We start from the raw sequence: 25,202 nt of genomic DNA, 5'->3' as shown, positions 1-25,202 counted from the left end.
TGTCCCCCTCGGGCTGGCTGCTAGTCGCGGGCCGCGTTCAGGTGTTCGGCGTGTTCCTGGAGCGAGCGGACGCCCACGTCGCCGCGGTTGAGGGCGTCGATGCCCTGGACGGCGGCGGCGAGCGCCTGGACGGTGGTCAGGCACGGGACCGAGCGGGCCACGGCCGCCGTACGGATGTCGTAGCCGTCGAGGCGGCCGCCGGTGCCGTACGGGGTGTTGACGATGAGGTCCACCTCGCCGTCGTGGATGAGCTGGACGATCGTCCGCTCGCCGTCGGGGCCGGGGCCCTCGGACTGCTTGCGCACGACGGTGGCGTTGATGCCGTTGCGCTTGAGGACCTCGGCGGTGCCGGAGGTGGCCATCAGCTCGAAGCCGTGGGCGACCAGCTCGCGGGCCGGGAAGATCATCGAGCGCTTGTCGCGGTTGGCGACCGAGATGAACGCGCGGCCCTTGGTGGGCAGCGGGCCGTACGCGCCCGCCTGCGACTTGGCGTACGCCGTGCCGAAGACGGAGTCGATGCCCATGACCTCGCCGGTGGAGCGCATCTCCGGGCCGAGCACGGTGTCCACGCCCCGGCCCTGGATGTCCCGGAAGCGGGACCAGGGCATCACGGCCTCCTTGACGGAGATCGGCGCGTCCAGCGGGAGTTCGCCGCCGTCGCCGGTCGCCGGGAGCAGGCCCTCGGCACGCAGCTCGGCGATGGTCGCGCCGAGCGAGATGCGGGCGGCGGCCTTGGCCAGCGGTACGGCGGTGGCCTTGGAGGTGAAGGGCACCGTGCGGGAGGCGCGCGGGTTGGCCTCCAGGACGTAGAGGATGTCGCCCGCCATGGCGAACTGGATGTTGATCAGACCGCGGACGCCCACCCCGCGCGCGATGGCCTCCGTGGAGGCGCGCAGCCGCTTGATGTCGAAGCCGCCGAGCGTGATCGGGGGCAGGGCGCACGCCGAGTCGCCGGAGTGGATGCCGGCCTCCTCGATGTGCTCCATGACGCCGCCGAGGTACAGCTCCTCGCCGTCGTAGAGGGCGTCGACGTCGATCTCGATGGCGTCGTCCAGGAAGCGGTCGACCAGGACCGGCCGGGAGGGGCTGATCTCGGTGGACTCGGCGATGTAGGAGGCGAGGCGCTCCTCCTCGTAGACGATCTCCATGCCGCGTCCGCCGAGGACGTAGGAGGGCCGGACCAGGACCGGGTAGCCGATCTCGTCCGCGATGGCCTTGGCCTCGGCGAAGGTGGTGGCGGTGCCGTGCTTGGGCGCGGGCAGTCCGGCCTCGGCGAGGACGCGGCCGAAGGCGCCCCGGTCCTCGGCGGCGTGGATGGCCTCGGGCGGGGTGCCGACGACCGGCACGCCGTTGTCCTTGAGCGCCTGCGCGAGGCCCAGCGGGGTCTGGCCGCCGAGCTGGACGACCACACCGGCGATCGGGCCCGCGAGGGACTCGGCGTGCACGATCTCGAGCACGTCCTCCAGGGTGAGCGGCTCGAAGTAGAGCCGGTCGGAGGTGTCGTAGTCGGTGGAGACGGTCTCCGGGTTGCAGTTGACCATGACGGTCTCGTACCCGGCGCCGGACAGCGCGAAGGAGGCGTGGACGCAGGAGTAGTCGAACTCGATGCCCTGGCCGATGCGGTTGGGGCCGGAGCCCAGGATGATGACCGCGGGCTTCTCGCGCGGCGCGACCTCGGTCTCCTCGTCGTAGGAGGAGTAGAAGTACGGCGTCTTCGCGGCGAACTCGGCGGCGCAGGTGTCGACCGTCTTGTAGACCGGGCGGACGCCGAGCGCGTGCCGGACCTCGCGGACGACGTCCTCGCGCAGGCCGCGGATCTCACCGATCTGGAAGTCGGAGAAGCCGTGCCGCTTGGCCTCGGCGAGCAGTTCGCGGGTCAGCTCGGGGGCGTCGGCCAGCTCGTCGGCGACTTCCTTGATCAGGAAGAGCTGGTCGACGAACCAGGGGTCGATCTTCGTGTACTCGAAGATCTCCTCGGGCGTGGCGCCCGCGCGGATGGCCCGCATGACGGTGTTGACGCGGCCGTCGGTGGGGCGCACCGCCTCTTCGAGGAGGGCGGCCTTGTCGCCGGGGTCACCGACGAAGGTGAACTGGCTGCCCTTCTTCTCCAGCGACCGCAGCGCCTTCTGGAAGGCCTCGGTGAAGTTGCGGCCGATGGCCATGGCCTCGCCGACCGACTTCATGGTGGTGGTCAGCGTGGAGTCGGCCTGCGGGAACTTCTCGAAGGCGAACCGGGGGGCCTTGACGACGACGTAGTCGAGCGTGGGCTCGAAGGAGGCCGGGGTCTCCTGGGTGATGTCGTTGGGGATCTCGTCCAGGGTGTAGCCGACGGCCAGCTTGGCGGCGATCTTGGCGATCGGGAAGCCGGTCGCCTTGGAGGCGAGCGCGGAGGACCGCGAGACGCGCGGGTTCATCTCGATGACGATGACCCGGCCGTCCTCGGGGTTGACCGCGAACTGGATGTTGCAGCCGCCGGTGTCCACGCCGACCTCGCGGATGATCGCGATGCCGATGTCGCGCAGCAGCTGGTACTCGCGGTCGGTCAGCGTCATGGACGGCGCGACGGTGATCGAGTCGCCGGTGTGCACGCCCATGGGGTCGAAGTTCTCGATGGAGCAGACGACCACGACGTTGTCGTTCTTGTCGCGCATCAGCTCCAGCTCGTACTCCTTCCAGCCGAGGATGGACTCCTCCAGGAGCACCTCGGTGGTCGGGGAGAGCGTGAGGCCCTGGCCGGCGATGCGGCGCAGTTCGTCCTCGTCGTGGGCGAAGCCGGAGCCGGCGCCGCCCATGGTGAAGGAGGGGCGGACGACGACGGGGTAGCCGCCGAGCGTCTCGACGCCCTTGAGGACGTCGTCCATGGTGTGGCAGATGACCGAGCGGGCGGACTCGCCGTGGCCGATCTTGGCGTTGACGGCCTCCACGACGCCCTTGAACAGGTCGCGGTCCTCGCCCTTGTGGATCGCCTCGGGCTTGGCGCCGATCAGTTCGACGCCGTACTTCTCGAGGACGCCGTTGTCGTGCAGGGCGATGGCGGTGTTGAGCGCGGTCTGGCCGCCCAGGGTGGGCAGGAGGGCGTCGGGGCGCTCCTTGGCGATGATCTTCTCGACGAACTCGGGCGTGATCGGCTCGACGTAGGTGGCGTCGGCGATCTCCGGGTCGGTCATGATCGTCGCCGGGTTGGAGTTCACCAGGACGACGCGCAGGCCCTCGGCCTTGAGCACGCGGCACGCCTGGGTGCCGGAGTAGTCGAACTCGGCGGCCTGGCCGATGACGATCGGGCCGGAGCCGATGACCAGGACGGACTGGATATCGGGGCGCTTAGGCACGCTGGCCCTCCATCGGAGCGGTGCTCATCAAAGACGTGAAGCGGTCGAACAGGTAGGCCGCGTCGTGCGGGCCCGCCGCCGCTTCGGGGTGGTACTGGACGGAGAAGGCGGGCTGGTCGAGCAGCTGGAGCCCCTCCACGACGTTGTCGTTGAGGCAGACGTGGGACACCTCGGCGCGGCCGAACCTGGTGTCGCTCACCTGGTCGAGCGGCGCGTCGACGGCGAAGCCGTGGTTGTGCGCGGTGACCTCGACCTTGCCGGTGGTGCGGTCCTGGACGGGCTGGTTGATGCCCCGGTGGCCGTACTTCAGCTTGTAGGTGCCGAAGCCGAGCGCGCGGCCGAGGATCTGGTTGCCGAAGCAGATGCCGAAGAGCGGGGTCCTGCGCTCCAGCGCGGCGGTCATGAGGGCCACCGGGCCGTCGGCCGTGGCCGGGTCGCCGGGGCCATTGGAGAAGAACACGCCGTCGGGGTTCACGGCGTAGACGTCCTCGACCGTGGCGGTCGCGGGCAGCACGTGCACCTCTATGCCGCGCTCGGCCATGCGCTGCGGGGTCATGCCCTTGATGCCGAGGTCGATCGCGGCGACGGTGAACTTCTTCTCGCCGATCGCCGGGACGACGTACGCCTCCTTGGTGGCGACCTCCTCGTAGAGGCTCGCGCCCTTCATGTGCGGCTGGGCCTGGACGCGCTCGATCAGCTCGGCCTCGGGGGCGAGGGCCTCGCCGGAGAAGATGCCGGCGCGCATCGAGCCCCGCTCGCGCAGATGGCGGGTGAGGGCGCGGGTGTCGATGCCGGAGATGCCGACCACGTTCTGGGCGGTCAGCTCGTCGTCCAGGGCGCGCCGGGAACGCCAGTTGGACGGCACGCGCGCGGGGTCGCGGACCACGTAGCCGGAGACCCAGATGCGCCTCGACTCGTCGTCCTCGTCGTTCCAGCCGGTGTTGCCGATCTGGGGCGCGGTCGCGACGACGATCTGGCGGTCGTACGAGGGGTCGGTCAGGGTCTCCTGGTAGCCGGTCATGCCGGTGGAGAACACGGCTTCGCCGAAGGTCTCCCCCACGGCCCCGTAGGCGCGGCCGCGGAAGATGCGGCCGTCCTCCAGGACGAGTACGGCGGGAGTCTTGGCGGCTCCCCTGGTGGAGGTCGTCATCGTGCGCCTTCCGTGTCGTTGATCAGGTGGTTCAGGGTGTCGACCCACTCGTTGTGCTCGGCCGCGCGGTCGGAGCGGAAGCCGGAGTCGATCAGCTTGTCGCCGTGCGCCCAGGTGACGATGAGCAGTCCGCCCTCGGTGAGGACCTTGCCCGCGATGCCCTTGTCGAGCCGGGCGCCGCGCAGGGCGTCCATGGGCACGAGGAAGTCGTTCGCGCCGGGGCGCTCGACCACCAGGCCCGCGTCGGTGAGGGTCAGCTCCACCCGGCTGCGGGTGCCCAGGCCGTGCGCCACGATGCGGTCCAGCCACTGTCCGGCGGTGGTGGAACCGTGGTAACGGCCGCTCATGCTCAGTCTCGCCGTACCGGGGTCCTCCGGCACGCCGGGCAGCTCCGGCAGGTCGCTCTGGAGGGTGCCGCGCCACTTCCAGCCCTCGCGCATCAGCCAGTAGACGAGCGCGATGAAGAGGGCGAGTCCGACGAGCCAGCCGATCCTGGCACCCCAGTCGGTCACCGCGGCGGATTTCTTCTCGTCCGCGAGCCCCGTGGCGAGCGATGCGGCGAGCAGGGGTGCAGATGTCACGTGAGCTTCCCGTCCATGAGCGTGGCCTTGCCCCGGAGCCAGGTGTGGGTGACACGGCCCGGCAGCTCGCGGCCCTCGTACGGGGTGTTGCGGCTGCGCGAGGCGAAGCCCGCGGGGTCCACCTGTCCACGGTAGGCGGTGTCCACGAGCGTGAGGTTGGCGGGCTCGCCCGGCGCGACCGGGCGGCCGTGGCCGGTGGCGCGGCCGATGCGGGCGGGCGCGGCGGACATGCGGTCCGCGACCCCGGCCCAGTCGAGCAGGCCGGTCTCGACCATGGTCTCCTGCACCACCGACAGGGCGGTCTCCAAACCGACCATGCCCATGGCGGCGGCGCTCCACTCGCAGTCCTTGTCCTCGTGCGGGTGCGGGGCGTGGTCGGTGGCGACGATGTCGATCGTGCCGTCGGCGAGCCCCGCGCGCAGGGCGTGCACGTCGCGCTCGGTGCGCAGCGGCGGGTTGACCTTGTAGGCCGGGTTGTAGGTGCGCACCATCTCCTCCGTGAGGAGGAGGTGGTGGGGGCAGACCTCGGCGGTGACCTGGATGCCGCGGGACTTGGCCCAGCGGATGATCTCGACCGAGCCGGCCGTGGAGACGTGGCAGATGTGCAGGCGGGAGCCGACGTGCTCGGCGAGCAGCACGTCCCGCGCGATGATCGACTCCTCGGCGACGGCCGGCCAGCCGCCGAGGCCCAGCTCGGCGGAGACGACGCCCTCGTTCATCTGGGCGCCCTCGGTGAGCCGGGGCTCCTGGGCGTGCTGGGCGACGACACCGCCGAAGGCCTTCACGTACTCCAGGGCGCGGCGCATGATCACCGCGTCGTCCACGCACTTGCCGTCGTCGGAGAAGACGGTGACCCCGGCGGCGGAGTCGTGCATGGCGCCCAGCTCGGCGAGCTTCTTGCCCTGGAGGCCGACGGTGACGGCGCCGATGGGCTGCACGTCGCAGTAGCCGTACTCCCGGCCGAGCCGCCAGACCTGCTCCACCACACCGGCGGTGTCGGCGACGGGGAAGGTGTTGGCCATGGCGAAGACGGAGGTGAAGCCGCCGGACGCGGCGGCGCGGGTGCCGGTGAGCACGGTCTCGGAGTCCTCGCGGCCCGGCTCGCGCAGATGGGTGTGCAGGTCGACCAGGCCCGGCAGCAGCACCTTGCCGTCGGCCTCGATCACCTCGGCGCCCTCGGCGGACAGGCCGGTACCGACCGCCTCGATGGTCTCGCCGTCGATCAGGACGTCCTGCGGCTCGCCCCCGAGCACCTTCGCACCACGGATCAGGATCTTGCTCATGGTTCTTACTTCTCCTCGGTACGAAGGTGGGTGGTGGCGGGCTGGGTGGTGGCGGGCTCGTTGCCGCCGAGCAGCAGGTAGAGGACGGCCATGCGGATGGAGACACCGTTGGCGACCTGCTCGACGACCGTGCAGCGGTCGGAGTCGGCGACCTCGGCGGTGATCTCCATGCCCCGGACCATCGGGCCGGGGTGCATCACGATCGCGTGCTCCGGCATCCGCGCCATGCGGTCGCCGTCGAGGCCGTAGCGGCGGGAGTACTCGCGCTCGGTGGGGAAGAAGGCGGCGTTCATGCGCTCGCGCTGGACGCGGAGCATCATCACCGCGTCGGACTTGGGCAGCGTGGAGTCGAGGTCGTACGACACCTCGCAGGGCCAGGTCTCCACGCCGACCGGCAGCAGCGTGGGCGGGGCGACGAGGGTGACGTCGGCGCCGAGGGTGTGCAGCAGGTCCACGTTGGAGCGGGCGACGCGGCTGTGCAGGACGTCGCCGACGAGGGTGACGCGCTTGCCGGTGAGGTCCTGGCCGAGCCCGGCGTCGGGGCCGATCAGCCGGCGGCGCATGGTGAAGGCGTCGAGCAGGGCCTGGGTGGGGTGCTGGTGGGTGCCGTCTCCGGCGTTGATGACGGGCGCGTCGATCCAGCCGGAGTTGGCGAGGCGGTAGGGGGCGCCGGAGGCGCTGTGCCGGATGACGACGGCGTCCACGCCCATCGCCTCCAGCGTCTGGGCGGTGTCCTTGAGGGACTCGCCCTTGGAGACGCTCGACCCCTTGGCCGCGAAGTTGATGACGTCGGCGGAGAGGCGCTTCTCGGCGGCCTCGAAGGAGATCCGGGTCCGGGTCGAGTCCTCGAAGAAGAGGTTGCAGATCGTGCGGCCGCGCAGGGTCGGCAGTTTCTTGATCGGCCGGTCGGCGACCCGGGCCATCTCCTCGGCGGTGTCGAGGATCAGGACGGCGTCGTCGCGGGTGAGGTCGGCGGCCGAGATGAGATGACGCTGCATCTGTCAGGCTCCGTAAGGCAGTTCAAACGGGAGGATTCGGGCGGAGCGGGGCGCGTCGAGGGCATGCCGAAGCAGCCCGTGCGCCGCGGTTCGCTACTGGCCGGGCTTGGCACCGAGCAGCACGGTGTCGCGACCGTCCTCCTCGGCGAGCTGGACCTTGACCGTCTCCCGCAACGACGTGGGGAGGTTCTTGCCGACGTAGTCGGCGCGGATGGGCAGTTCGCGGTGGCCGCGGTCGACGAGGACCGCGAGCTGGACCGCGCGGGGGCGCCCGATGTCGTTCAGGGCGTCGAGGGCGGCGCGGATGGTGCGGCCGGAGAAGAGCACGTCGTCCACGAGCACGACCAGGCGGCCGTCGACACCGTCACCGGGGATCTCGGTGCGGGCGAGCGCGCGCGGCGGGTGCATCCGCAGGTCGTCGCGGTACATGGTGATGTCGAGCGAGCCGACCGGGACCTTGCGTCCGGTGATCTGCTCCAGCTTGACGCCGAGCCGCTGGGCGAGGAAGACGCCCCGGGTCGGGATACCGAGGAGCACCACGTCGTCGGCGCCCTTGGCGCGTTCGACGACCTCGTGGGCGATACGGGTCAGGACGCGTGCGATGTCGGGACCCTCGAGAACAGGCCGGGCATCGGACGCGGGATTCTGCGTGTGCGTGTCCATACGAAACGGACCCCCTTCTCCGCCTCACAGGACGGACGTTAAAGGACGTCGGATTTGCGCCATCCACCCTAGCAGGTCCTCCGGAGCGCCTGTTTCACCCGTTCGGGTCAGCGGGCGGCCACTACCACGGAAGAGTCGGTGTGGACCATTCGGCTTGACGCAGAAGAATCACGCTGCGTAACCTCACAGTGAGTTACCAGCCGCGCGGCGGGCACCCCCGTCGGCCGCGTCGACACAGTGTCCGGGGAGCTATATGTCCAGCGAATACGCCAAACAGCTCGGGGCCAAGCTCCGGGCCATCCGCACCCAGCAGGGCCTTTCCCTCCACGGTGTCGAGGAGAAGTCCCAGGGGCGCTGGAAGGCCGTGGTGGTCGGTTCGTACGAGCGCGGCGACCGTGCCGTGACCGTGCAGCGCCTGGCCGAGCTGGCCGATTTCTATGGCGTTCCGGTGCAGGAGCTGCTGCCGGGCACCACGCCGGGCGGGGCCGCCGAGCCGCCGCCGAAGCTCGTCCTGGACCTGGAGCGGCTGGCCACGGTGCCGGCCGAGAAGGCGGGCCCCCTCCAGCGCTACGCGGCGACGATCCAGTCCCAGCGCGGCGACTACAACGGCAAGGTGCTCTCGATCCGCCAGGACGACCTGCGCACCCTCGCCGTCATCTACGACCAGTCCCCCTCGGTCCTGACCGAGCAGCTCATCAGCTGGGGCGTCCTGGACGCGGACGCGCGCCGCGCGGTCGCCCACGAGGACAGCTGACCGCTTTACGCGCATTGAGCAGAAACGTGCCGCCGGGGTGGCAGGGAGAGTTGTGTCCCTGCCACCCCGGCGGTTTTTTCGGCATACGCGAGCGGAAACACCAAAGGGGCGCGGGGAACTGCGCGACCAGCCACAACGGACCGGCACACAAAAATCCACCCACGCCCCAACGGCGCTGTTTACGGCTGATCGCGCCGCAGGCTCGGCTTCAGCTCCTTGAAGCGGCCCAGCAGGCCGTTCACGAACGCCGGCGACTCGTCCGTCGAGAACTCCTTGGCAAGCTGCACCATCTCGTCCAGAACGACCGCGTCGGGCGTCTCGTCCACCCAGATCAGCTCGTACGTGCCGAGCCGCAGCAGGTTGCGGTCGACGACCGGCATCCGGTCCAGCGTCCAGCCGACCGCGTACTGGGAGATCAGCTCGTCGATGCGCGACGCGTGGTCCGCGTAACCCTCGACCAGCTGCATCGTGTACTCGCTGACCGGCGGCTGCCGGGTGTCGGACCGGGAGAGCCGGACCCAGTCCGCGAGGACCGTGAGTACGTCGGCGCCGCGCTGGTCGCCCTCGAAGAGGATCTGGAACGCGCGCTTGCGGGCCGTGTTGCGGGCAGCCACGGTTAGCTGTTCACCCGGCCGAGGTAGTCGCTGGTGCGGGTGTCGACCTTGATCTTCTCGCCGGTCGTGATGAACAGCGGGACCTGGATCTGGTGGCCGGTCTCCAGCGTGGCGGGCTTGGTGCCACCGGTGGAGCGGTCGCCCTGGACACCCGGCTCGGTCTCCTGGATGACGAGCTCGACGGCGGCCGGCAGCTCGACGTAGAGCACCTCGCCCTCATGGCGGGCGACGGTGGCCTCGAAGCCCTCGATCAGGAAGTTGGCGGCGTCGCCGACGGTCTTCCGGTCGATGTGCAGCTGGTCGTAGGTCTCCATGTCCATGAAGACGAAGTACTCGCCGTCCATGTACGAGAACTGCATGTCGCTCTTGTCGACAGTGGCGGTCTCGACCTTGACGCCGGCGTTGAAGGTCTTGTCGACCACCTTGCCGGACAGCACGTTCTTCAGCTTGGTGCGCACGAAGGCCGGGCCCTTGCCGGGCTTGACGTGCTGGAACTCGACGACGGACCACAGCTGGCCGCCATCGAGCTTGAGCACCATGCCGTTCTTGAGGTCGTTCGTGGAAGCCACGGTTGCGGAATCTCCTGGACTGACGTGGACGACCCCGGGGCACGCACCGTTAAAGCGCGAGCAGCTCCTTGGTCGTGATGGTGAGTAGCTCTGGTCCGCCGTCCGCCTCTGGGCGCACGACGAGCGTGTCATCGATCCGGACGCCGCCCCGGCCCGGGAGGTGAACCCCGGGTTCGACGGTGACCGGCACGCAAGCGTCCAGTTTACCCATGGCTGAAGGGGCGAGCTGCGGGTCCTCGTCGATTTCGAGTCCGACCCCGTGCCCGGTGACCGGCGGCAGGGCGTCCGCGTACCCCGCGGAGTCCAGTACCTGGCGGGCCGCGTGGTCCACATCGCGGTAGGCGGCGCCGGGCACCAGGGCCTCGCGCCCGGCCCGTTGGGCGGCGAACACGAGGTCGTACAGCTCGACCTGCCAGTCGGCGGGAGAGGTGCCGATGACGAAGGTGCGGCCGATCTCGCAGCGGTAGCCGCGATAGGTCGCGCCGAGGCAGACGGAGAGGAAGTCGCCCTCCTCCACCCGCCGGTCGGTGGGCCGGTGTCCGCAGCGGCCGGAGTTGGGTCCGGTCGCCACGGAGGTGGGGAAGGCGGGCCCCTCGGCGCCGTGGTCGACCAGGCGCCGCTCCAGCTCCAGGGCGAGGTGCCGTTCGGTGCGGCCGACCAGGATGGACTCGAGCAGCTCGCCCAGGGCCTGGTCGGCGATCTCCGCGCCGATCCGCAGACAGGAGATCTCCTCCTCGCCCTTGACCACCCTCAGCTGCTCCACGGCGGTTCCCAGGTCCGCGAGGCGCAGCCCGGGCGCGACCGAGCCGAGGGCGCGGTACCGGGCGACGGTGAGGTGGTGCTCCTCCACGGCCAGGGCGTCGGTGCCCTCTCCGCCGGCGAGCCCGGCGGCGGCCACGGCGGGGTCGCCCCCGGCCGAGGGCAGCACGTGCAGGGCCAGGGCCTCGTCGGGGCGCCCCTCCCCCGGCCGGTCCTCCGGCGGGACGGGACACACGAGCTGGTCCTCGCGCCTGCCGAGCAGCAGGACCGCCCCCTGGGGCGCCGCTCCCGCCAGGTAGCGCACATTGGCGGGGCGGGAGATGAGCGCTGCCGCGGTACCGGCCGCGTTGCAGCGATCCCTCAGCCGGGATCGGCGGGTCGCGTACACCTCTGACATGAGACGAGCGTAGGAGTTCTCCCCGGCTCTCGCCGTTCGGCGGGGTCCGAGTGGGGTGGCCTCCGGCGGTTCCGCGGCAAACACCGGGCCGCCCGGCCGGGGCACGGGGAGCCCCCGGCGGTTCGCGGTGAACGCCCGGCCTCCCGGCCGGGGCGCGGGGAGCCCCGGCCGTCGCGGTGGTCGTCCCGCCCCGTCGTCCGGGCGGGGACCTCCGGCGAGCGCGCGGCCGGCACCCGGCCTCCCGCCAGGGGTGCGGGGCGGGGCTGCCGTGGCGTCGGCGGCCACCGGTTGAGCGGCGTGGCCCCTCCCGCTACCAGCTCGGCGGGCTCGCGATCGCCCGGGTCAGGACCTCGTCCAGGACGCGGGCGGTGCCGGGGACGTCCAGTTGGGAGTTGTCGATGATCGGGAGGCCGGAGCCGTACCAGCCGGCCATGCGGCCATGGATGCGGGCGACCTCCTCGTCGGTGAGGCGGCGGTTGCCGGAGCGTTCGGCGTTGCGCTCCAGGACGATGTCGAGGCCGGGGAGGATGACGACGGGGAGCAGGCCGGGGCCGACGTGCCGTTTCCAGCCGCCGAGGCCGACCACGGGCCGGTCGGGGAAGACCGCGTCGTCGAGGATGCAGGAGATCCCGTTGGCGAGGAAGTTGCGGGCGGCGAAGCCGCAGGTGCGGCGGGCCAGGCGGTACTGCGCCTCGGAGTTGTCGTTCCAGCCGGTCTGGGGGTCGGCGAAGCCCGAGCGCACCCACTCGCGCACGTCGTCGAGGCTGATGTGGGCGGTGGGCACCCGGCGGTGGTCCGCCCAGTACTTGGCCACGCTGGTCTTGCCCGCGCCCGCCGGGCCGATGAGCAGCACGGCGAGGGTGGTGGCCGAGGGGTCGGGGGCGGCGGCGGGCGGCGCCCCGAAGGGCGCGCCGGGCGGCAGCGGCACATGGCCGGTGGCCTCGGAGCCGTGTGGTCCGTACGTCCCGGCGACGGGCGGCGCGGGCGGGGGCGGCGGTACGGGCGGCATGGCGCCCGGGGGTATGGGGGCGCCCGCTGCGGGATAGCCGGGCGGGGGGCCCTGGGGTGCCGCCGGGGGCGGACCCGGATGGTGGGCGGCCGGTCCCCAGCCGGTCTGCGGTCCCTGCCCCGGTGGGTGGGGCGGCGGCAGCGGAGATCCCACTGCGTGCTGCATCCGTTGCCACTCCATCTCGTACACGCGCTCGTACACGCGTTCAGCGCCGGAAGGCGGGTACGAAGCCCGCACTGTAGCGAACCGTACCGCCCCCGGCCGTCGTTTGGTGAAACGGCCGGGGGCGGCGGCAAGTCCCGGGCCCGTCAAGGGAATCGGGCAGACGGGGCGGTGTCGGGAGTTACTGGCCCACTTCGCCGTAGGCGGCGAGGAGGACGGCGGGGTCCGGTCCCTCCAGGACGGTGGGGCGGCCGAGGCCGTCCAGGACAATGAAGCGGAGCAGGTCGCCCCGGGACTTCTTGTCGACCTTCATCGCCTCCACCAGCTTGGGCCACTGGTCGTAGCGGTAGTGCAGCGGAAGACCGACGGACTCCAGGACCGCGCGGTGACGGTCGGCGGTGGCGTCGTCCAACCGGCCCGCCAGGCGGCCGAGTTCGGCGGCGAAGTGCATGCCGACGGCGACGGCCGCGCCGTGCCGCCACTTGTACCGCTCGTTCTTCTCGATGGCGTGGCCGAGCGTGTGACCGTAGTTGAGGATCTCCCGGCGGCCCTCCTCCTTGAGGTCGGAGGAGACGACGTCGGCCTTGACCCGGATGGAACGCTCGATCAGCTCGGCGGTGTGCGGGCCCGCCGGGGTGCGGGCGGCCTGCGGGTCGGACTCGATCAGGTCGAGGATCACCGGGTCGGCGATGAAGCCGGCCTTGATGACCTCGGCGAGCCCGGAGACGTAGTCGTGGACCGGGAGGGAGTCCAGCGCGGCCAGGTCGCACAGCACACCGGCCGGGGGGTGGAAGGCGCCGACGAGGTTCTTGCCCTCGGCGGTGTTGATGCCGGTCTTGCCGCCGACCGCCGCGTCCACCATGGCGAGCACGGTGGTGGGGATCGCGATCCAGCGGACCCCGCGCAGCCAGGTCGCCGCGACGAATCCGGCCAGGTCGGTGGTGGCACCGCCGCCGACGCCCACGATGACGTCGGAGCGGGTGAACCCGGACTGGCCGAGCGCCTTCCAGCAGTAGGCGGCGACCTCGGCGGTCTTGGCCTCCTCGGCGTTGGGCACCTGGATGGCGACGGCCTCGAAGCCCTGCCCGGCCAGGTCGGCGCGCAGTGCGTCCCCGGTCTCCGCGAGCGCCTCGGGGTGGATCACCGCGACCCGCTTGGCCTTGCCGCCGATCAACCCGCCCAGCTCGCCCAGGAGTTGGCGGCCGACGAGGACCTCGTAGGGGTCGGTGCCGGCCGTCCCGGCGACCTGGACGCGGGTGACTGCCTCGCTCATGCTTCCTTCAACTCCAGTGCGTCCAGGACGGCCTGGGCGACCTCGTCGGGGCCGCGCCCGTCCGTCGCCACGACCACCGTGGCGACCTCCTCGTACAGATGGCGGCGGGCCTCCATCAGCCCCCGCCACTGCTTGCGCGGGTTGACCGCGAGCAGCGGGCGCGCCGCGTTCAGACCGGTGCGGCGCACGGCCTCCTCGACGTCCATCGAGAGATAGACGACCCGCTGCCCGGCCAGCAGCGCCCGCGTGTCCATGTCCAGGACCGCGCCGCCGCCGAGGGCGAGGACACCCTCGTGCCCGGCGACGGCGGCGGCCACCGCGCGCTTCTCCAGCGCGCGGAAGACCTCCTCGCCGTCGTCCACGAAGATGTCCGCGATCGCGCGGCCCTGCTCGGTCACGATGTCGTCGTCGGTGTCCCGGAAGGCCGCGTCCAGCCGCTCGGCCAGCAGCCGCCCGACGGTGGACTTGCCCACGCCCATCGGGCCGACCAGGACCACGACCGGCACGCCGCTCATCCGATCGTCAGGTTGTCGAGGTACGACTGCACGTTGCGACGGGTCTCGGCCACGCTGTCGCCGCCGAACTTCTCCGCCACCGCGTCCGCGAGGACCAGCGCCACCATGGCCTCCGCCACGATGCCCGCCGCCGGGACCGCGCACACGTCCGAGCGCTGGTGGTGCGCCTGCGTGGCCTCGCCCGTGGCGACGTCCACCGTCCTCAGCGCGCGCGGCACGGTCGCGATCGGCTTCATCGCGGCACGCACCCGCAGCAGCTCACCCGTGGTGAGACCACCCTCGGTACCGCCGGAGCGGCCGGTGACCCGGCGGATACCGTCCTCGGTCCGGACGATCTCGTCGTGCGCCTTCGAACCCGGCACCCGCGCCAGGTCGAAGCCGTCGCCGACCTCGACACCCTTGATCGCCTGGATGCCCATGAGGGCGGCGGCCAGACGGGCGTCCAGCCTGCGGTCCCAGTGCACGTGCGAGCCGAGGCCGACCGGCACGCCGTACGCCAGCACCTCGACCACACCGCCGAGCGTGTCGCCGTCCTTGTGGGCCTGGTCGATCTCCGCGACCATCGCCTTCGACGCGTCCGCGTCCAGGCAGCGCACCGGGTCCTCGTCCAGCCGCTCCACGTCCGCCGGGGTCGGGTAGACGCCGTAGGGAGCCTTGGCGGCGGCCAGTTCGACGACGTGGGAGACGATCTCGATCCCGGCCGTCTCCTTCAGGTACGACCGCGCCACCGCGCCCAGCGCGACCCGCGCCGCCGTCTCACGCGCCGAGGCACGCTCCAGGATCGGCCGGGCCTCGTCGAAACCGTACTTCTGCATGCCCGCGAGGTCGGCGTGGCCGGGGCGCGGACGGGTCAGCGGCGCGTTGCGCGCCAGGCCCGCGAGGACCTCCTCGTCCACCGGGTCGGCCGACATGACCTGCTCCCACTTCGGCCACTCGGTGTTGCCCACCATGACCGCCACCGGGGAGCCCAGCGTCAGACCGTGCCGGACACCGCCCAGGAAGGTGACCTCGTCGCGCTCGAACTTCATCCGCGCGCCGCGTCCATAGCCGAGCCGCCGCCGCGCCAGATGATCGGCCACCATTTCGGTGGTGATCGGCACGCCGGCGGGAAGTCCCTCCAGCGTCGCGACGAGTGCGGGGCCGTGGGACTCCCCCGCGGTCAGCCAACGCAGCCTGCTCAACGGTGCTCCTCAGTGTTCGCGCCCGGTACTGCGCCGCGTACACAGATGCGCGCGTACGGCGGCGGCACGACCGGGTGCGCGATTCCGGTCTGCCACCTCCGATCCTCCCACGCCGGGGGACGAATCCGGTCCTCGGTCCGGATGCCGGGACCGGCGCGGGGCGTGGGAGCGGGGGTGTTCAGCGGGCGGCGAGGGCCTGTTCGCCCGCGTGGCGCATGGCTTCCAGCGGGGCCGGGGAGCGGCCGGTCATGGCCTCGACCTGGAGCACGGCCTGGTGGACGAGCAGGTCCAGACCGCCGACTACGGCGCCGCCGAACATGGACCAGCGGGCGGCCAGCTCGGTCGGCCAGGGATCGTAGAGCACGTCGAAGAGCGTGGCGGGCCGCTCGGGCACGGCCGTCGCGAGGGCGTCGGTGGTGCCCGCCGGGGTGGTGGCGATCACCAGGGGCGCGTGCAGCGCCTCGGCCGCGTCCGCCCAGTCGGCGATGCGGACCTCGACGTCGAGCCGCTCACCCCACTGCCGCATCTCGTCGGCCCGGGCGGCACTGCGCACATACGCGGTGACCTCGCCGGTGCAGACCCGGGCCAGGGCGGCCAGCGCGGAGGACGCGGTGGCACCCGCACCGAGGATCGCGGCGGACTCCACCTCCTCGATCCCGTGCTCACGCAGCGCGGCGACCATGCCGGGGATATCGGTGTTGTCCCCCATGCGACGCCCGTCCTCGGTGAACACGACCGTGTTGACTGCGTCCACGGAAGCGGCCGTCTCACTGATCCCGTCCAGCAACGGGATGACGGCCCGCTTGAGCGGCATGGTGAGCGACAGCCCGGCCCACTCGGGGCCGAGCCCGTCGAAGAAACCCGGTAGGGCTTCCTCGTCGACGTCGAAGCGGTCGTAGGTCCAGTCGTCCAGGCCCAGCTCCTGGTACGCGGCACGGTGCAGCACCGGAGAAAGGGAGTGCGCGATCGGTGAACCGAGCACAGCGGCTCGGCGGGCCTCAGTTGCCCGAGCTGTCATTGAACTTGTCCTTGAGCTGCCTGACGGTCTTGACGGATCGTAGCTTCCCGTGCACGACTTCGCCCCGTCGGAGAGTCCGACGGGGCGAAGGAATCAAGGATCCGGTGTGGCCACAGGTGTCCGACATGGCCGGGGCCGCGTCGGACACCACGGCTGTCAGCCGCAGTTCCCGTAGGGGCTGGTGTAGTACCAGTCACGGATGCTGGAAGCGCCGATCTCCTCGTAGTGACCCCAGAACCGGACGCACGAGTCGGGCGCGTGCACGTAGACCGGCCCCGCGTAGTACTTGAAGTCGCCGTCGTTCTTGATCATGCTGCCGCCCTCCGCCTGGACGCCGGCACCGAGACCGGTGGCGGTTCCGTAGTACGCACCGGAGTTCTCGTGCTTGACGGTTCACGACGCAGTTGTACTGGGTCGAGGAACTGCAGGGGGAAAGCTAGCAACATCATGATCAACACCGGCAGGCTCTCATCAAGCCATTCCGATCATGGCCAGAAATCGCCTGATCCTCTCGCGGCAGCGAGGAAGCGCGCGGTGAGCGGGAGCAGCACCGCGCGCTTCATGGAGTTCACTGGCCCGCTTGCTTGCGTGCCTTCTCGTAGCGCTCCACGTTCCGGTTGTGCTCTTCGTTGGTGACGGCGAACACCGTCTCGTTCTCGCTGATCGAGACGAAGTAGTACCAGGGGCCGTCGGCCGGGTTCAGTGCGGACTCGATGGCTTCGGCGCCGGGGTTGCTGATGGGGCCCGGCGGAAGTCCCTTGATGTCGTAGGTGTTGTACGGATCGTGGATCTTCCGCAGGTCCGCGACCGAGCCGACGTCCAGAGTGCTCTGGGCCTTCAGGTAGTTGATGGTGGAGTCGAACTCCAGCCGGCCCGCCGTCTCCGTGTTGTTCGGCTCGAGACGGTTGTAGACGACGCGGGCGACCTTGTCGAAGTCGTGCTTGTACTTGCCCTCGACCTGCACCAGGCTCGCCACCGTGAGCACCTGAAGCGGGCTGTCGAGACCCAGATCCTTGGCCTTGCCGGCGAGGTCGTACTGCTTGTACTGCTCGTTCGAGCGCTCGACCATGCTCTTCAGGACGTCCTTGGGCTTCATGCCCTTCGCCACCGGGTAGCTGGAGGGATAGAGGAAGCCCTCGAGGGGGTCCTTGATGTCCTTGTTGCTGTTCGCCCAGGAGGGCAGACCAAGGTCCTTCCAGTCGTCCTTGGCGACCTTCGCCGTCGTGCCCTTGGCGAGCTTCAGACGGGTGTCGATCGCTTCGTACACCCAGGCGTTGCGCTTGCCCTCGGGAATGATGAGGTTGGCCCGGCTCTTCGGGCTGAGCATCAGTTCGACCGCGCTGGCGGCCGACATGTGCTTCTGGAGCGTGTAGACGCCGTCCTGGAGGGACTTGCCCTGGGGGTTGGCGATCTGGGCGGAGACGAAGGCGTCGACGCTCTCGACGACCCCGGCCTCCTTGAGCTTGCGGCCGATGTCGGCGCCGCCCGCGCCCTTCGGGATCTCCACGACGACCGTCTCGCCGTTGCCGCTGCCCGCGTAGTCCGCGGGCGGGGCGAAACGATTTTGGTAGAAGGTGTAGCCGAGATAGCCGACGCCACCGAGGCCGCCGCCGAAGACCACGACGACGACCAGGAGGGCGCAGCCGGTGCGCTTCTTCTTGTCCTTGACGGGCTTGCGGCCCTTGCCGCGCCGCTCGGCGCGCCCGGTCTCCGCGGGCTCGTCCTCGGCGTCGTCGTCCTCGCCGCTCCCGGCGGCCAGAGGGTGCTCCTCCGCCTCCTGCTCCCACTCCGGCTCCGGGTCGGCGGTGCGGTGGCCGGGCGGCTGGGGCGGCGGGTAGGCGTCCTCGGTGCCGTAGAGGTCGGGCCGCTCGGCGCCGTACGCCACGGGCTGCTGTCCGTAGGGGTCACCGGGGTCGGCGGCGTAGGGAGCCTGGCCGTGGGTGCCCGTGGCGTCCCAGCCGCCGCCCTGGGGCTGCTGCGGCTGCTGGGGGTGCTGTTGCTGCTGACCGGCGAACCGGGGGTCGAACTGGGGGTCGTAGTGCGCCCCGCCCTGCCCGTCGTAGTGCTGCGGGTGCTGCGGAGGCTGCAGGTACTGCTCGCCATAGCCCGGCTGCTGTCCCTGGGACCAGTCGCCGTACTGCTCCTGCGGCTGCTGCGGGTACTGCTGCTGCGGCTGGCCGCCGTAGGGGGACTGACCGGGGTGGGTCTGCTGTCCTCCCCATCCGCCGTCCCCGTACAACGGGTCCTCCGGATGCCACGGTTCGGAGCCAGAGCCCCGGCCATACTCAGTCATCGATCCCCTAGAGCCGCGAGGCCATGGCGGTCGCTCGGCTCCCGTACCGGCGCCGTTCCGCCTCTTGCTGTGCGGTCGCTGTTCGAAACCACCGCATCGCGCGGAACGTTACCGTATCGCGATCAGATGACCACTTCGACGCCCTCACCCGGCGGCCGCCCTGACACCCGTTCGGATTCCAGGGCCTGCTGAAGGATGATGACGGCGGCCGCCTGGTCGATCACGGAGCGGCCCTTCTTGGACTTCACACCGGAGGCGCGCAGTCCCTGACTGGCCGTCACCGTGGTCATCCGCTCGTCCACCAGACGCACCGGCACCGGCTTGATGCCCCGGGCCAGCTCCTGGGTGAACGCGCGCACCTTGGCCGCGGCCGGGCCCTCGCCCCCCTTGAGGGAGCGAGGGAGGCCGACGACGACCTCGATCGGCTCGTACTCCTCGACCAGCTGCCGAAGGCGCCGGTGCGCGGCCGGGACGTCCCGGCCGGGCACCGTCTCCACCGGAGTGGCGAGGATCCCGTCGGGATCGCACGAGGCGACCCCGATCCGGGCGTCCCCGACGTCGATGGCGAGTCGTCGTCCTCTACGCATGAGCGATGCCCTACTTGGCGGTGTCGGCGACGAGGCGCTCGACGGCGTCGACGGCGTCGCCGACGGCGGCCGGGTTCTGACCGCCGCCCTGGGCGACGTCCGGCTTGCCGCCACCGCCGCCGCCGAGGGTCTTGGCGGCCGTACGGACCAGCTCGCCGGCCTTGAGACCGCGCTCGCGGGCGGCCTCGTTGGTGGCGATGACCGTGAGCGGCTTGCCGTTGTTCACGGTGAACAGGGCCACGACGGCGGCCCGGCCGCCCTGGATACGCCCGCGCACGTCCAGGACCAGCTTGCGCAGGTCGTCCGGCGTGGTGCCGTCCGGGACCTGGCCGGTGACCAGGGCGATGCCGCGCACGTCCTTGGCGGAGTCGGCGAGACCGGCGGCGGCCTGGAGGACCTTCTCCGCGCGGAACTTCTCGATCTCCTTCTCGGCGTCCTTGAGCTTGCCGAGCATCGCGGAGACCTTCTCCGGCAGCTCCTCCGAGCGGCCCTTCAGCAGTTCGGTGAGCTGGTTGACGACCGTGTGCTCACGGGCGAGGAAGTTGTAGGCGTCCACGCCGACCAGGGCCTCGATACGGCGCACACCGGAGCCGATGGAGGACTCGCCGAGCAGCTTCACCAGACCCAGCTGGGCGGTGTTGTGCACGTGCGTGCCGCCGCACAGCTCCTTGGAGAAGTCGCCGATGGTCACGACGCGCACGCGCTCGCCGTACTTCTCGCCGAACTCGGCGATGGCGCCCTGCTTCTTGGCCTCGTCGATGCCCATGACCTCGGCGTGGACGTCGAGGTCGCGGGAGAGCACCTCGTTGATCTTCTGCTCCACGTCGGTCATCACGGCCGTCGGGACGGCGGACGGGGAGCCGAAGTCGAAGCGGAAGCGGCCCGGCTGGTTCTCGGAACCGGCCTGGGCGGCCGTCGGGCCGAGGGCGTCGCGCAGCGCCTGGTGGGTCAGGTGGGTGGCCGAGTGGGCGCGGGCGATGGCCTTGCGGCGCAGCCGGTCCACGGAGGCGTGGGCCTTGGCGCCGACGGTGACCTCGCCGACCTGGACGGTGCCCTTGTGGACGTAGACGCCCGGGACCGGCTTCTGGGTGTCGCGGATGTCGATGACGGCACCGGTGTCGATCTTGATACGGCCGGTGTCGCCGATCTGGCCGCCGCCCTCGGCGTAGAACGGGGTGCGGTCGAGGACGATCTCGACCTCGTCGCCCTCGGTGGCGGCCGGGGAGGACACGCCGTCGACCAGGATGCCGACGATCGTGGACTCGCCCTCGGTGTCGGCGTAGCCGATGAAGTCGGTGGCTCCGGCGGCGTCCGCGATCTCGCGGTAGGCGCCCATGTCGGCGTGGCCGGTCTTCTTGGCCTGGGCGTCGGCCTTGGCGCGCTCCCGCTGCTCCTTCATCAGGCGGCGGAAGCCCTCCTCGTCCACGGCGAGGCCCTGTTCGGCGGCCATCTCGAGGGTGAGGTCGATCGGGAAGCCCCAGGTGTCGTGGAGCAGGAACGCCTTGTCGCCGGAGAGGACCGTGCCGCCGGACTCCTTGGTCTCGGTGACCGCGGTGTCGAGAATGTTGGTGCCGGCCTTCAGCGTCTTGAGGAAGGCGTTCTCCTCGGCGACGGCGACCTTCTCGATGCGCTCGCGGTCGGTGATGAGCTCGGGGTACTGCTGGCCCATCATCTCGATCACGGTGTCGATCAGCGGCTTGACGACCGGACCGGTGGCGCCGAGCAGGCGCATGTTGCGGATGGCGCGGCGCATGATGCGGCGCAGCACATAGCCGCGGCCCTCGTTGCCCGGGGTGACGCCGTCACCGATGAGCATCACGGAGGTGCGCATGTGGTCGGTGACCACGCGCAGCGAGACGTCGGAGTGCTGGGCGGCGCCGTACTCGACACCGGTCAGCTCGGTGGCCTTCCTGATGACGGCCATGGAGGTGTCGATCTCGTACATGTTCTGCACGCCCTGCAGAATCATGGCGAGGCGCTCAAGACCGAGACCCGTGTCGATGTTCTGGCTCGGCAGGTCCCCGAGGATCTCGAAGTTGTCCTTGCCGATGCCCTCGCCCCGCTCGTACTGCATGAAGACGAGGTTCCAGATCTCGACGTACCGCTCGTCGTTGACGGCGGGGCCGCCCTCGACGCCGAACTCGGGGCCGCGGTCGTAGTTGATCTCGGAGCAGGGGCCGCAGGGGCCGGGGACGCCCATGGACCAGTAGTTGTCCTTCATGCCCAGGCGCTGGATGCGCTCCTTGGGCACGCCGACGACCTCGTGCCAGATGCGCTCGGCCTCGTCGTCGTCCTTGTAGACGGTGATCCACAGACGCTCGGGGTCGAGGCCGTAACCGCCCTTGTCCTGGGGGCTGGTGAGCAGCTCCCAGGCGTACTTGATGGCGCCTTCCTTGAAGTAGTCGCCGAAGGAGAAGTTGCCGCACATCTGGAAGAACGTGCCGTGGCGGGTGGTCTTGCCGACCTCTTCGATGTCGGGCGTGCGCACGCACTTCTGCACGCTGGTGGCGCGCGGGAAGGGCGGCTTGACCTCACCCAGGAAGTAGGGCTTGAAGGGCACCATGCCGGCGGGGACGAGGAGCAGAGTCGGGTCGTCCGCGATGAGCGACGCCGAAGGGACGACGGTGTGCCCGCGCTCCTCGAAGAAGCTCAGCCAGCGGCGGCGAATCTCGGCCGACTCCATCAGTGGTCCTCATTCCGGTTGTACGAGTACGTCGTGTTCTCGATGTACTTCAGTGTGCTGCGGTTGTTCGGGGCGCGGTGGTTCTCGATGGCGGTGTACCGCCGGGCCGGGGGCAGGCCGGGGCGCTCCTGGATGCCAAGAGCCTCCTCCAGCTCGCTCTCCCGCTGCGCCATGTTGTCGCGGACGTCGAGCGCGAAGCCGACCGCGCGGTCCTTCAGGCGCTGGCCGGTCTCCAGGGCCTTGTTGGCCGCCGTCGCGGCCAGGTTCTCCGGCGTCAGCTGCTTCAGCTTGCGGTTGACCTTGGTGGTGGCCCACACACCGGCGGCGACACCCGTGGTGAACCAGAACGTACGGCGGAACATCGCTGGTCTCAGTCCTTACTTTCGCTTGCCCCGCCGGGTGGCCGGGACCGTCCGGCCCACGATCACCGTGCGCTTCGACGGCTTCGCGGGCGCGGCCTCCTTGCGGCCGCCGAGGGCCTGGCGGACGCCGTAGCCGAAGGCCGCGACCTTGACCAGCGGGCCGCCGAAGGTGGAGGCGACGGTGGAGGAGAGCGCGGACGCGTTGGAGGTGACCTCCTGGACGTCCGAGGCGATCGCGTCCACCCGGTCGATCTGGGTCTGTGCCGACCGCACGGCCGAGGACGCGTCGGCGAGCAGCGGGACGGCCTGGTCGGTCACGTCCGCCACGAGCTTGGTCGTCGCCTTGAGGGTCTGGGCCAGCCTCGCCAGCGCTACCGCGAGGAAGGAGACCAGGATCGCCCAGAAGACGGCCACCAGGATTCCGGCCACCTCTCCACCGGACACTGTGCGCACCCGCTCCCTGAAAACATGCCTGAGCATCGGAAAAGTCGTGCACCGAGCCTATCGCGCCGGGGGCGGGGCTCCGTACCGGATTACCCGGGGCTGCGCGGCGGCCTTCCCGGGCCCGCTTCACGGGGTGCGCGGACGCGGCCCGGGAACGCGCGAACCCGCCGCCCCGCCCGCCCTGAGGGCGAGGGGACGGCGGGCCTGAGTGACTGCGCGGGGGCTGGGATCAGCGGGCGTAGTACTCGACGACGAGCTGCTCGTCGCAGATCACCGGGATCTCCTTGCGGTTCGGCTCGCGGTCCAGGCGGAACGCCAGGGCCTTGAGGTTCACCTGGAGGTAACGCGGGGTCTCACCGTCGGCGGCGAAGCCACCCTCACGCGCGACCTGGAAGAGCGTCTTGTCCTTGGAGCGGTCGCGGACCTGCACGACGTCGTCCGGACGGACACGGAAGGACGGCTTGTCGACCTTCTGGCCGTTGACCTGGATGTGGCCGTGGACGACCATCTGGCGGGCCTGGTAGATCGTGCGGGCGATGCCCGAACGCAGGACCAGGGCGTCGAGACGACGCTCCAGCTCGATGATCAGGGCCTCGCCGGTCTTGCCCTGGACCTTGGCGGCACGCTCGTAGGCGCGGACGAGCTGGCGCTCGGACACGTCGTACTGCGCGCGCAGACGCTGCTTCTCGAGCAGACGGACCTTGTAGTCCGAGTTCTGCTTGCGGCCGCGGCCGTGCTCGCCCGGCGGGTAGGGGCGGGCCTCGAAGTACTTGACGGCCTTCGGGGTCAGCGCGATGCCGAGGGCACGCGACTTCTTGACCTTGGGGCGGGACTGGTTCGCCATGAACCAAACACCTCGTTTTATCTGTGCGAATACGGCTTCACCAGGGTTAGGGGAGGTCGCATCCGCAGCCGGGGAGACCCTGCCTGTCCTTGTCGGACGGGCCGGGCAGCCGTTCCCCGAACTGGGCACATACGTGCAGCACGCGAGTGGCCCACCGACCGGTTCCGGCTGCTGCCGGAGGGTGGTGGGCTGCCCGCGACACCTTCGACGGTGCGCGACGCTCCTGGAGAACCCCGCCCGGGGGCCGGGTCTCCGGCTGGATGTCCCGCTCTGGTGAGCCGGTTCCCTCTGCGAGGGGCCGGACACGGGACTCAGCACTTCGGGGCAGTCTACAGGGCGCTCAGGACCGCTTGCGACCGAGGTGCTTCCTGGTCCACTCGACGGCGTCCGCGTACCGCGCCTCGGCGCCGTTGCGCGTCGGGGTGTAGTACTCGCGGTCCTTGAGGGCGTCCGGGGCGTACTGCTGGGCGGCGATCGCGTTCGGCTGGTCGTGCGGGTAGATGTAGCCCTTGGCGTGGCCGAGTTTCTCGGCGCCCTTGTAGTGGCCGTCCCGCAGATGCGCGGGGACCGGTCCGGCGAGGCCCTTGCGCACGTCGGCCATGGCTCCCTGGATCGCCCGGGTCGCCGAGTTGGACTTGGGGGCGAGGGCGAGGGCGATGGTGGCGTGGCTGAGGGTGAGCGACGCCTCCGGGAAGCCGATCATCGCAACCGCCTGGGCGGCGGCGACGGCTATGGGGAGCGCGTTCGGATCGGCCACGCCGATGTCCTCGCTCGCGGAGATCATCAGGCGCCGGGCGATGAACCGGGGGTCCTCACCGGCCTCGATCATCCGGGCCAGGTAGTGCAGGGCCGCGTCCACGTCGGAGCCCCGGATGGACTTGATGAGGGCGCTGGCCACGTCGTAGTGCTGGTCGCCGTCGCGGTCGTACTTCACGGCGGCGCGGTCGACGGTCTCCTCCAGGGTCTCGAGGGTGATCTCCGTCTCCGCCTTGTCGAGGGCGGCGCCGGCCGCGGCCTCCAGAGCCGTCAGAATCCGGCGGGCGTCGCCTCCGGCGATGCGGAGCAGGTGCCCCTCGGCCTCTTCGGGAAGCGTGAGGGCGTCCCCGAGACCGCGCTCGTCGGCGAGGGTGCGGCGGAGCAGGCCGCGCAGGTCGTCGTCGGTGAGGGGTTCGAGGGTGAGGAGGAGGGAGCGGGAGAGCAACGGGGAGATCACCGAGAAGTACGGGTTCTCGGTGGTGGCGGCGATCAGGGTGACCCAGCGGTTCTCGACGGCCGGGAGCAGGGAGTCCTGCTGGGCCTTGCTGAAGCGGTGGATCTCGTCGAGGAAGAGGACGGTCTCCTTGCCGAAGCCCCCGGCGGCGCGGCGGGCGCCGTCGATGACCGCGCGAACCTCCTTGACGCCCGCACTGATCGCGCTCAGCTCCACGAACCGCTTGTCGGTGGCCCGGGACACCACGTGGGCAAGAGTGGTCTTGCCGGTGCCCGGCGGGCCCCAGAGCACGACCGAGGAGGGTCCTGCCGGGCCGCCGCCGCCCTCGACCAGGCGCCGCAGGGGTGAGCCGGGCTTCAGCAGATGCCGCTGGCCCACCACCTCCTCCAGGGTGCGCGGACGCATCCGCACGGCGAGAGGACTGCTGGTCGGGTCCTTCTCCTGGCGCTCTTCCGCAGCGGCGGTGAACAGGTCGGCTTCCACGTTGAAACCCTAAGACACCCCACTGACAATCGGGCCCGGGC

Annotated in this window: 23 protein-coding genes; 1 reads left to right on the top strand and 22 read right to left on the bottom strand. The window is 70.8% G+C overall.

From position 1 onward, the window contains the following. Positions 1-20 precede the first annotated feature (20 nt). From carB to pyrR, 6 genes are all read right to left on the bottom strand, one after another. Positions 21-3,329 carry a carbamoyl-phosphate synthase large subunit gene (gene carB, locus AB0E91_RS17975; RefSeq protein ID WP_361782189.1) on the bottom strand — a complete coding sequence of 1,103 codons (3,309 nt, stop codon included), beginning with the start codon at positions 3,327-3,329 and terminating at the stop codon, positions 21-23. Further along, a complete protein-coding gene (gene carA, locus AB0E91_RS17970; RefSeq protein WP_361782186.1) occupies positions 3,322-4,479 on the bottom strand; it encodes a glutamine-hydrolyzing carbamoyl-phosphate synthase small subunit in 1,158 nt (385 codons plus the stop codon). The genes carB and carA overlap by 8 nt, the downstream gene beginning before the upstream one ends. Beyond that, a complete protein-coding gene (locus AB0E91_RS17965; RefSeq protein ID WP_361782183.1) occupies positions 4,476-5,060 on the bottom strand; it encodes a hypothetical protein in 585 nt (194 codons plus the stop codon). The genes carA and AB0E91_RS17965 overlap by 4 nt, the downstream gene beginning before the upstream one ends. Continuing rightward, positions 5,057-6,343 (bottom strand): dihydroorotase, encoded by a 1,287-nt coding sequence (locus AB0E91_RS17960; RefSeq protein WP_361782180.1) that lies wholly within the window; start codon positions 6,341-6,343, stop codon positions 5,057-5,059. Before AB0E91_RS17960 ends, AB0E91_RS17965 begins: the two co-directional genes overlap by 4 nt. Positions 6,344-6,348: 5 nt before the next feature. Beyond that, on the bottom strand, positions 6,349-7,341 hold the full coding sequence (locus AB0E91_RS17955) for an aspartate carbamoyltransferase catalytic subunit (RefSeq protein ID WP_161178548.1): 993 nt from the start codon (positions 7,339-7,341) through the stop codon (positions 6,349-6,351). Between the two features lie 93 nt (positions 7,342-7,434). Beyond that, entirely contained in the window at positions 7,435-8,004 is a 570-nt protein-coding gene (pyrR, locus tag AB0E91_RS17950) for a bifunctional pyr operon transcriptional regulator/uracil phosphoribosyltransferase PyrR (RefSeq protein ID WP_361782175.1), read from the bottom strand. A 253-nt stretch (positions 8,005-8,257) separates the two neighbouring features. Here pyrR and bldD point away from each other — a divergent pair, with 253 nt between their 5' ends. Then, complete coding sequence (gene bldD / locus AB0E91_RS17945) at positions 8,258-8,758, top strand: transcriptional regulator BldD (protein WP_018549006.1); 501 nt, start codon at positions 8,258-8,260, stop codon at positions 8,756-8,758. Between the two features lie 179 nt (positions 8,759-8,937). Here the strand turns inward: bldD and nusB are convergent, their stop codons facing one another. From nusB to AB0E91_RS17865, 16 genes are all read right to left on the bottom strand, one after another. Next, positions 8,938-9,372 carry a transcription antitermination factor NusB gene (gene nusB / locus AB0E91_RS17940; RefSeq protein ID WP_361782171.1) on the bottom strand — a complete coding sequence of 145 codons (435 nt, stop codon included), beginning with the start codon at positions 9,370-9,372 and terminating at the stop codon, positions 8,938-8,940. A 2-nt stretch (positions 9,373-9,374) separates the two neighbouring features. Beyond that, positions 9,375-9,941: an elongation factor P gene (gene efp, locus AB0E91_RS17935; RefSeq protein WP_161178545.1), complete on the bottom strand. Its 567-nt coding sequence runs from the start codon at positions 9,939-9,941 to the stop codon at positions 9,375-9,377. Between the two features lie 49 nt (positions 9,942-9,990). Then, entirely contained in the window at positions 9,991-11,097 is a 1,107-nt protein-coding gene (locus AB0E91_RS17930) for an aminopeptidase P family protein (protein ID WP_361782167.1), read from the bottom strand. 310 nt (positions 11,098-11,407) lie between these two features. Further along, the gene (locus tag AB0E91_RS17925) at positions 11,408-12,271 is read right to left on the bottom strand and encodes a Pro-rich N-terminal domain-containing protein (protein ID WP_361782164.1); all 864 of its coding nucleotides are present in this window, start codon (positions 12,269-12,271) and stop codon (positions 11,408-11,410) included. Between the two features lie 178 nt (positions 12,272-12,449). Then, complete coding sequence (gene aroB / locus AB0E91_RS17920; RefSeq protein ID WP_361782161.1) at positions 12,450-13,541, bottom strand: 3-dehydroquinate synthase; 1,092 nt, start codon at positions 13,539-13,541, stop codon at positions 12,450-12,452. Next, the gene (locus AB0E91_RS17915) at positions 13,538-14,056 is read right to left on the bottom strand and encodes a shikimate kinase (RefSeq protein ID WP_361782158.1); all 519 of its coding nucleotides are present in this window, start codon (positions 14,054-14,056) and stop codon (positions 13,538-13,540) included. Before AB0E91_RS17915 ends, aroB begins: the two co-directional genes overlap by 4 nt. Next, complete coding sequence (gene aroC / locus AB0E91_RS17910; RefSeq protein WP_361782155.1) at positions 14,053-15,237, bottom strand: chorismate synthase; 1,185 nt, start codon at positions 15,235-15,237, stop codon at positions 14,053-14,055. The genes AB0E91_RS17915 and aroC overlap by 4 nt, the downstream gene beginning before the upstream one ends. 178 nt (positions 15,238-15,415) lie before the next feature. After that, on the bottom strand, positions 15,416-16,255 hold the full coding sequence (locus tag AB0E91_RS17905) for a shikimate dehydrogenase (RefSeq protein ID WP_361782152.1): 840 nt from the start codon (positions 16,253-16,255) through the stop codon (positions 15,416-15,418). 156 nt (positions 16,256-16,411) lie between these two features. Then, complete coding sequence (locus tag AB0E91_RS17900; RefSeq protein WP_361782149.1) at positions 16,412-16,567, bottom strand: hypothetical protein; 156 nt, start codon at positions 16,565-16,567, stop codon at positions 16,412-16,414. Positions 16,568-16,823: 256 nt separating this feature from the next. Then, positions 16,824-18,548: an endolytic transglycosylase MltG gene (gene mltG / locus AB0E91_RS17895; RefSeq protein ID WP_361782146.1), complete on the bottom strand. Its 1,725-nt coding sequence runs from the start codon at positions 18,546-18,548 to the stop codon at positions 16,824-16,826. A gap of 122 nt (positions 18,549-18,670) precedes the next feature. Continuing rightward, on the bottom strand, positions 18,671-19,135 hold the full coding sequence (ruvX, locus tag AB0E91_RS17890) for a Holliday junction resolvase RuvX (RefSeq protein ID WP_361782143.1): 465 nt from the start codon (positions 19,133-19,135) through the stop codon (positions 18,671-18,673). Positions 19,136-19,145: 10 nt separating this feature from the next. Further along, positions 19,146-21,818, bottom strand: coding sequence for an alanine--tRNA ligase (gene alaS, locus AB0E91_RS17885; protein WP_361782140.1), 2,673 nt, complete (start codon positions 21,816-21,818; stop codon positions 19,146-19,148). Beyond that, positions 21,818-22,180 carry a hypothetical protein gene (locus tag AB0E91_RS17880; protein WP_161178315.1) on the bottom strand — a complete coding sequence of 121 codons (363 nt, stop codon included), beginning with the start codon at positions 22,178-22,180 and terminating at the stop codon, positions 21,818-21,820. Before AB0E91_RS17880 ends, alaS begins: the two co-directional genes overlap by 1 nt. Positions 22,181-22,195: 15 nt before the next feature. Beyond that, complete coding sequence (locus tag AB0E91_RS17875) at positions 22,196-22,633, bottom strand: DUF948 domain-containing protein (RefSeq protein WP_361782135.1); 438 nt, start codon at positions 22,631-22,633, stop codon at positions 22,196-22,198. Between the two features lie 220 nt (positions 22,634-22,853). Then, positions 22,854-23,468: a 30S ribosomal protein S4 gene (rpsD, locus tag AB0E91_RS17870; RefSeq protein WP_018549020.1), complete on the bottom strand. Its 615-nt coding sequence runs from the start codon at positions 23,466-23,468 to the stop codon at positions 22,854-22,856. A 340-nt stretch (positions 23,469-23,808) separates the two neighbouring features. Next, a complete protein-coding gene (locus AB0E91_RS17865) occupies positions 23,809-25,161 on the bottom strand; it encodes a replication-associated recombination protein A (RefSeq protein ID WP_361782131.1) in 1,353 nt (450 codons plus the stop codon). Positions 25,162-25,202 lie beyond the last annotated feature (41 nt).

Source organism: Streptomyces sp. NPDC026659, assembly GCF_040638245.1.
Lineage (GTDB): Bacteria > Actinomycetota > Actinomycetes > Streptomycetales > Streptomycetaceae > Streptomyces.
This window is presented reverse-complemented; position numbering and strand designations above follow the sequence as displayed.

What these genes read in the sequence shown, in the direction of transcription:
- carA (WP_361782186.1), bottom strand. Translation starts at nt 4,479, where the DNA reads ATGACGACCTCCACCAGGGGAGCCGCCAAGACTCCCGCCGTACTCGTC.
- AB0E91_RS17960 (WP_361782180.1), bottom strand. Translation starts at nt 6,343, where the DNA reads ATGAGCAAGATCCTGATCCGTGGTGCGAAGGTGCTCGGGGGCGAGCCG.
- AB0E91_RS17955 (WP_161178548.1), bottom strand. Translation starts at nt 7,341, where the DNA reads ATGCAGCGTCATCTCATCTCGGCCGCCGACCTCACCCGCGACGACGCC.
- pyrR (WP_361782175.1), bottom strand. Translation starts at nt 8,004, where the DNA reads ATGGACACGCACACGCAGAATCCCGCGTCCGATGCCCGGCCTGTTCTC.
- bldD (WP_018549006.1), top strand. Translation starts at nt 8,258, where the DNA reads ATGTCCAGCGAATACGCCAAACAGCTCGGGGCCAAGCTCCGGGCCATC.
- AB0E91_RS17930 (WP_361782167.1), bottom strand. Translation starts at nt 11,097, where the DNA reads ATGTCAGAGGTGTACGCGACCCGCCGATCCCGGCTGAGGGATCGCTGC.
- AB0E91_RS17925 (WP_361782164.1), bottom strand. Translation starts at nt 12,271, where the DNA reads ATGCAGCACGCAGTGGGATCTCCGCTGCCGCCGCCCCACCCACCGGGG.
- aroB (WP_361782161.1), bottom strand. Translation starts at nt 13,541, where the DNA reads ATGAGCGAGGCAGTCACCCGCGTCCAGGTCGCCGGGACGGCCGGCACC.
- AB0E91_RS17915 (WP_361782158.1), bottom strand. Translation starts at nt 14,056, where the DNA reads ATGAGCGGCGTGCCGGTCGTGGTCCTGGTCGGCCCGATGGGCGTGGGC.
- AB0E91_RS17905 (WP_361782152.1), bottom strand. Translation starts at nt 16,255, where the DNA reads ATGACAGCTCGGGCAACTGAGGCCCGCCGAGCCGCTGTGCTCGGTTCA.
- AB0E91_RS17900 (WP_361782149.1), bottom strand. Translation starts at nt 16,567, where the DNA reads ATGATCAAGAACGACGGCGACTTCAAGTACTACGCGGGGCCGGTCTAC.
- mltG (WP_361782146.1), bottom strand. Translation starts at nt 18,548, where the DNA reads ATGACTGAGTATGGCCGGGGCTCTGGCTCCGAACCGTGGCATCCGGAG.
- ruvX (WP_361782143.1), bottom strand. Translation starts at nt 19,135, where the DNA reads ATGCGTAGAGGACGACGACTCGCCATCGACGTCGGGGACGCCCGGATC.
- alaS (WP_361782140.1), bottom strand. Translation starts at nt 21,818, where the DNA reads ATGGAGTCGGCCGAGATTCGCCGCCGCTGGCTGAGCTTCTTCGAGGAG.
- AB0E91_RS17880 (WP_161178315.1), bottom strand. Translation starts at nt 22,180, where the DNA reads ATGTTCCGCCGTACGTTCTGGTTCACCACGGGTGTCGCCGCCGGTGTG.
- rpsD (WP_018549020.1), bottom strand. Translation starts at nt 23,468, where the DNA reads ATGGCGAACCAGTCCCGCCCCAAGGTCAAGAAGTCGCGTGCCCTCGGC.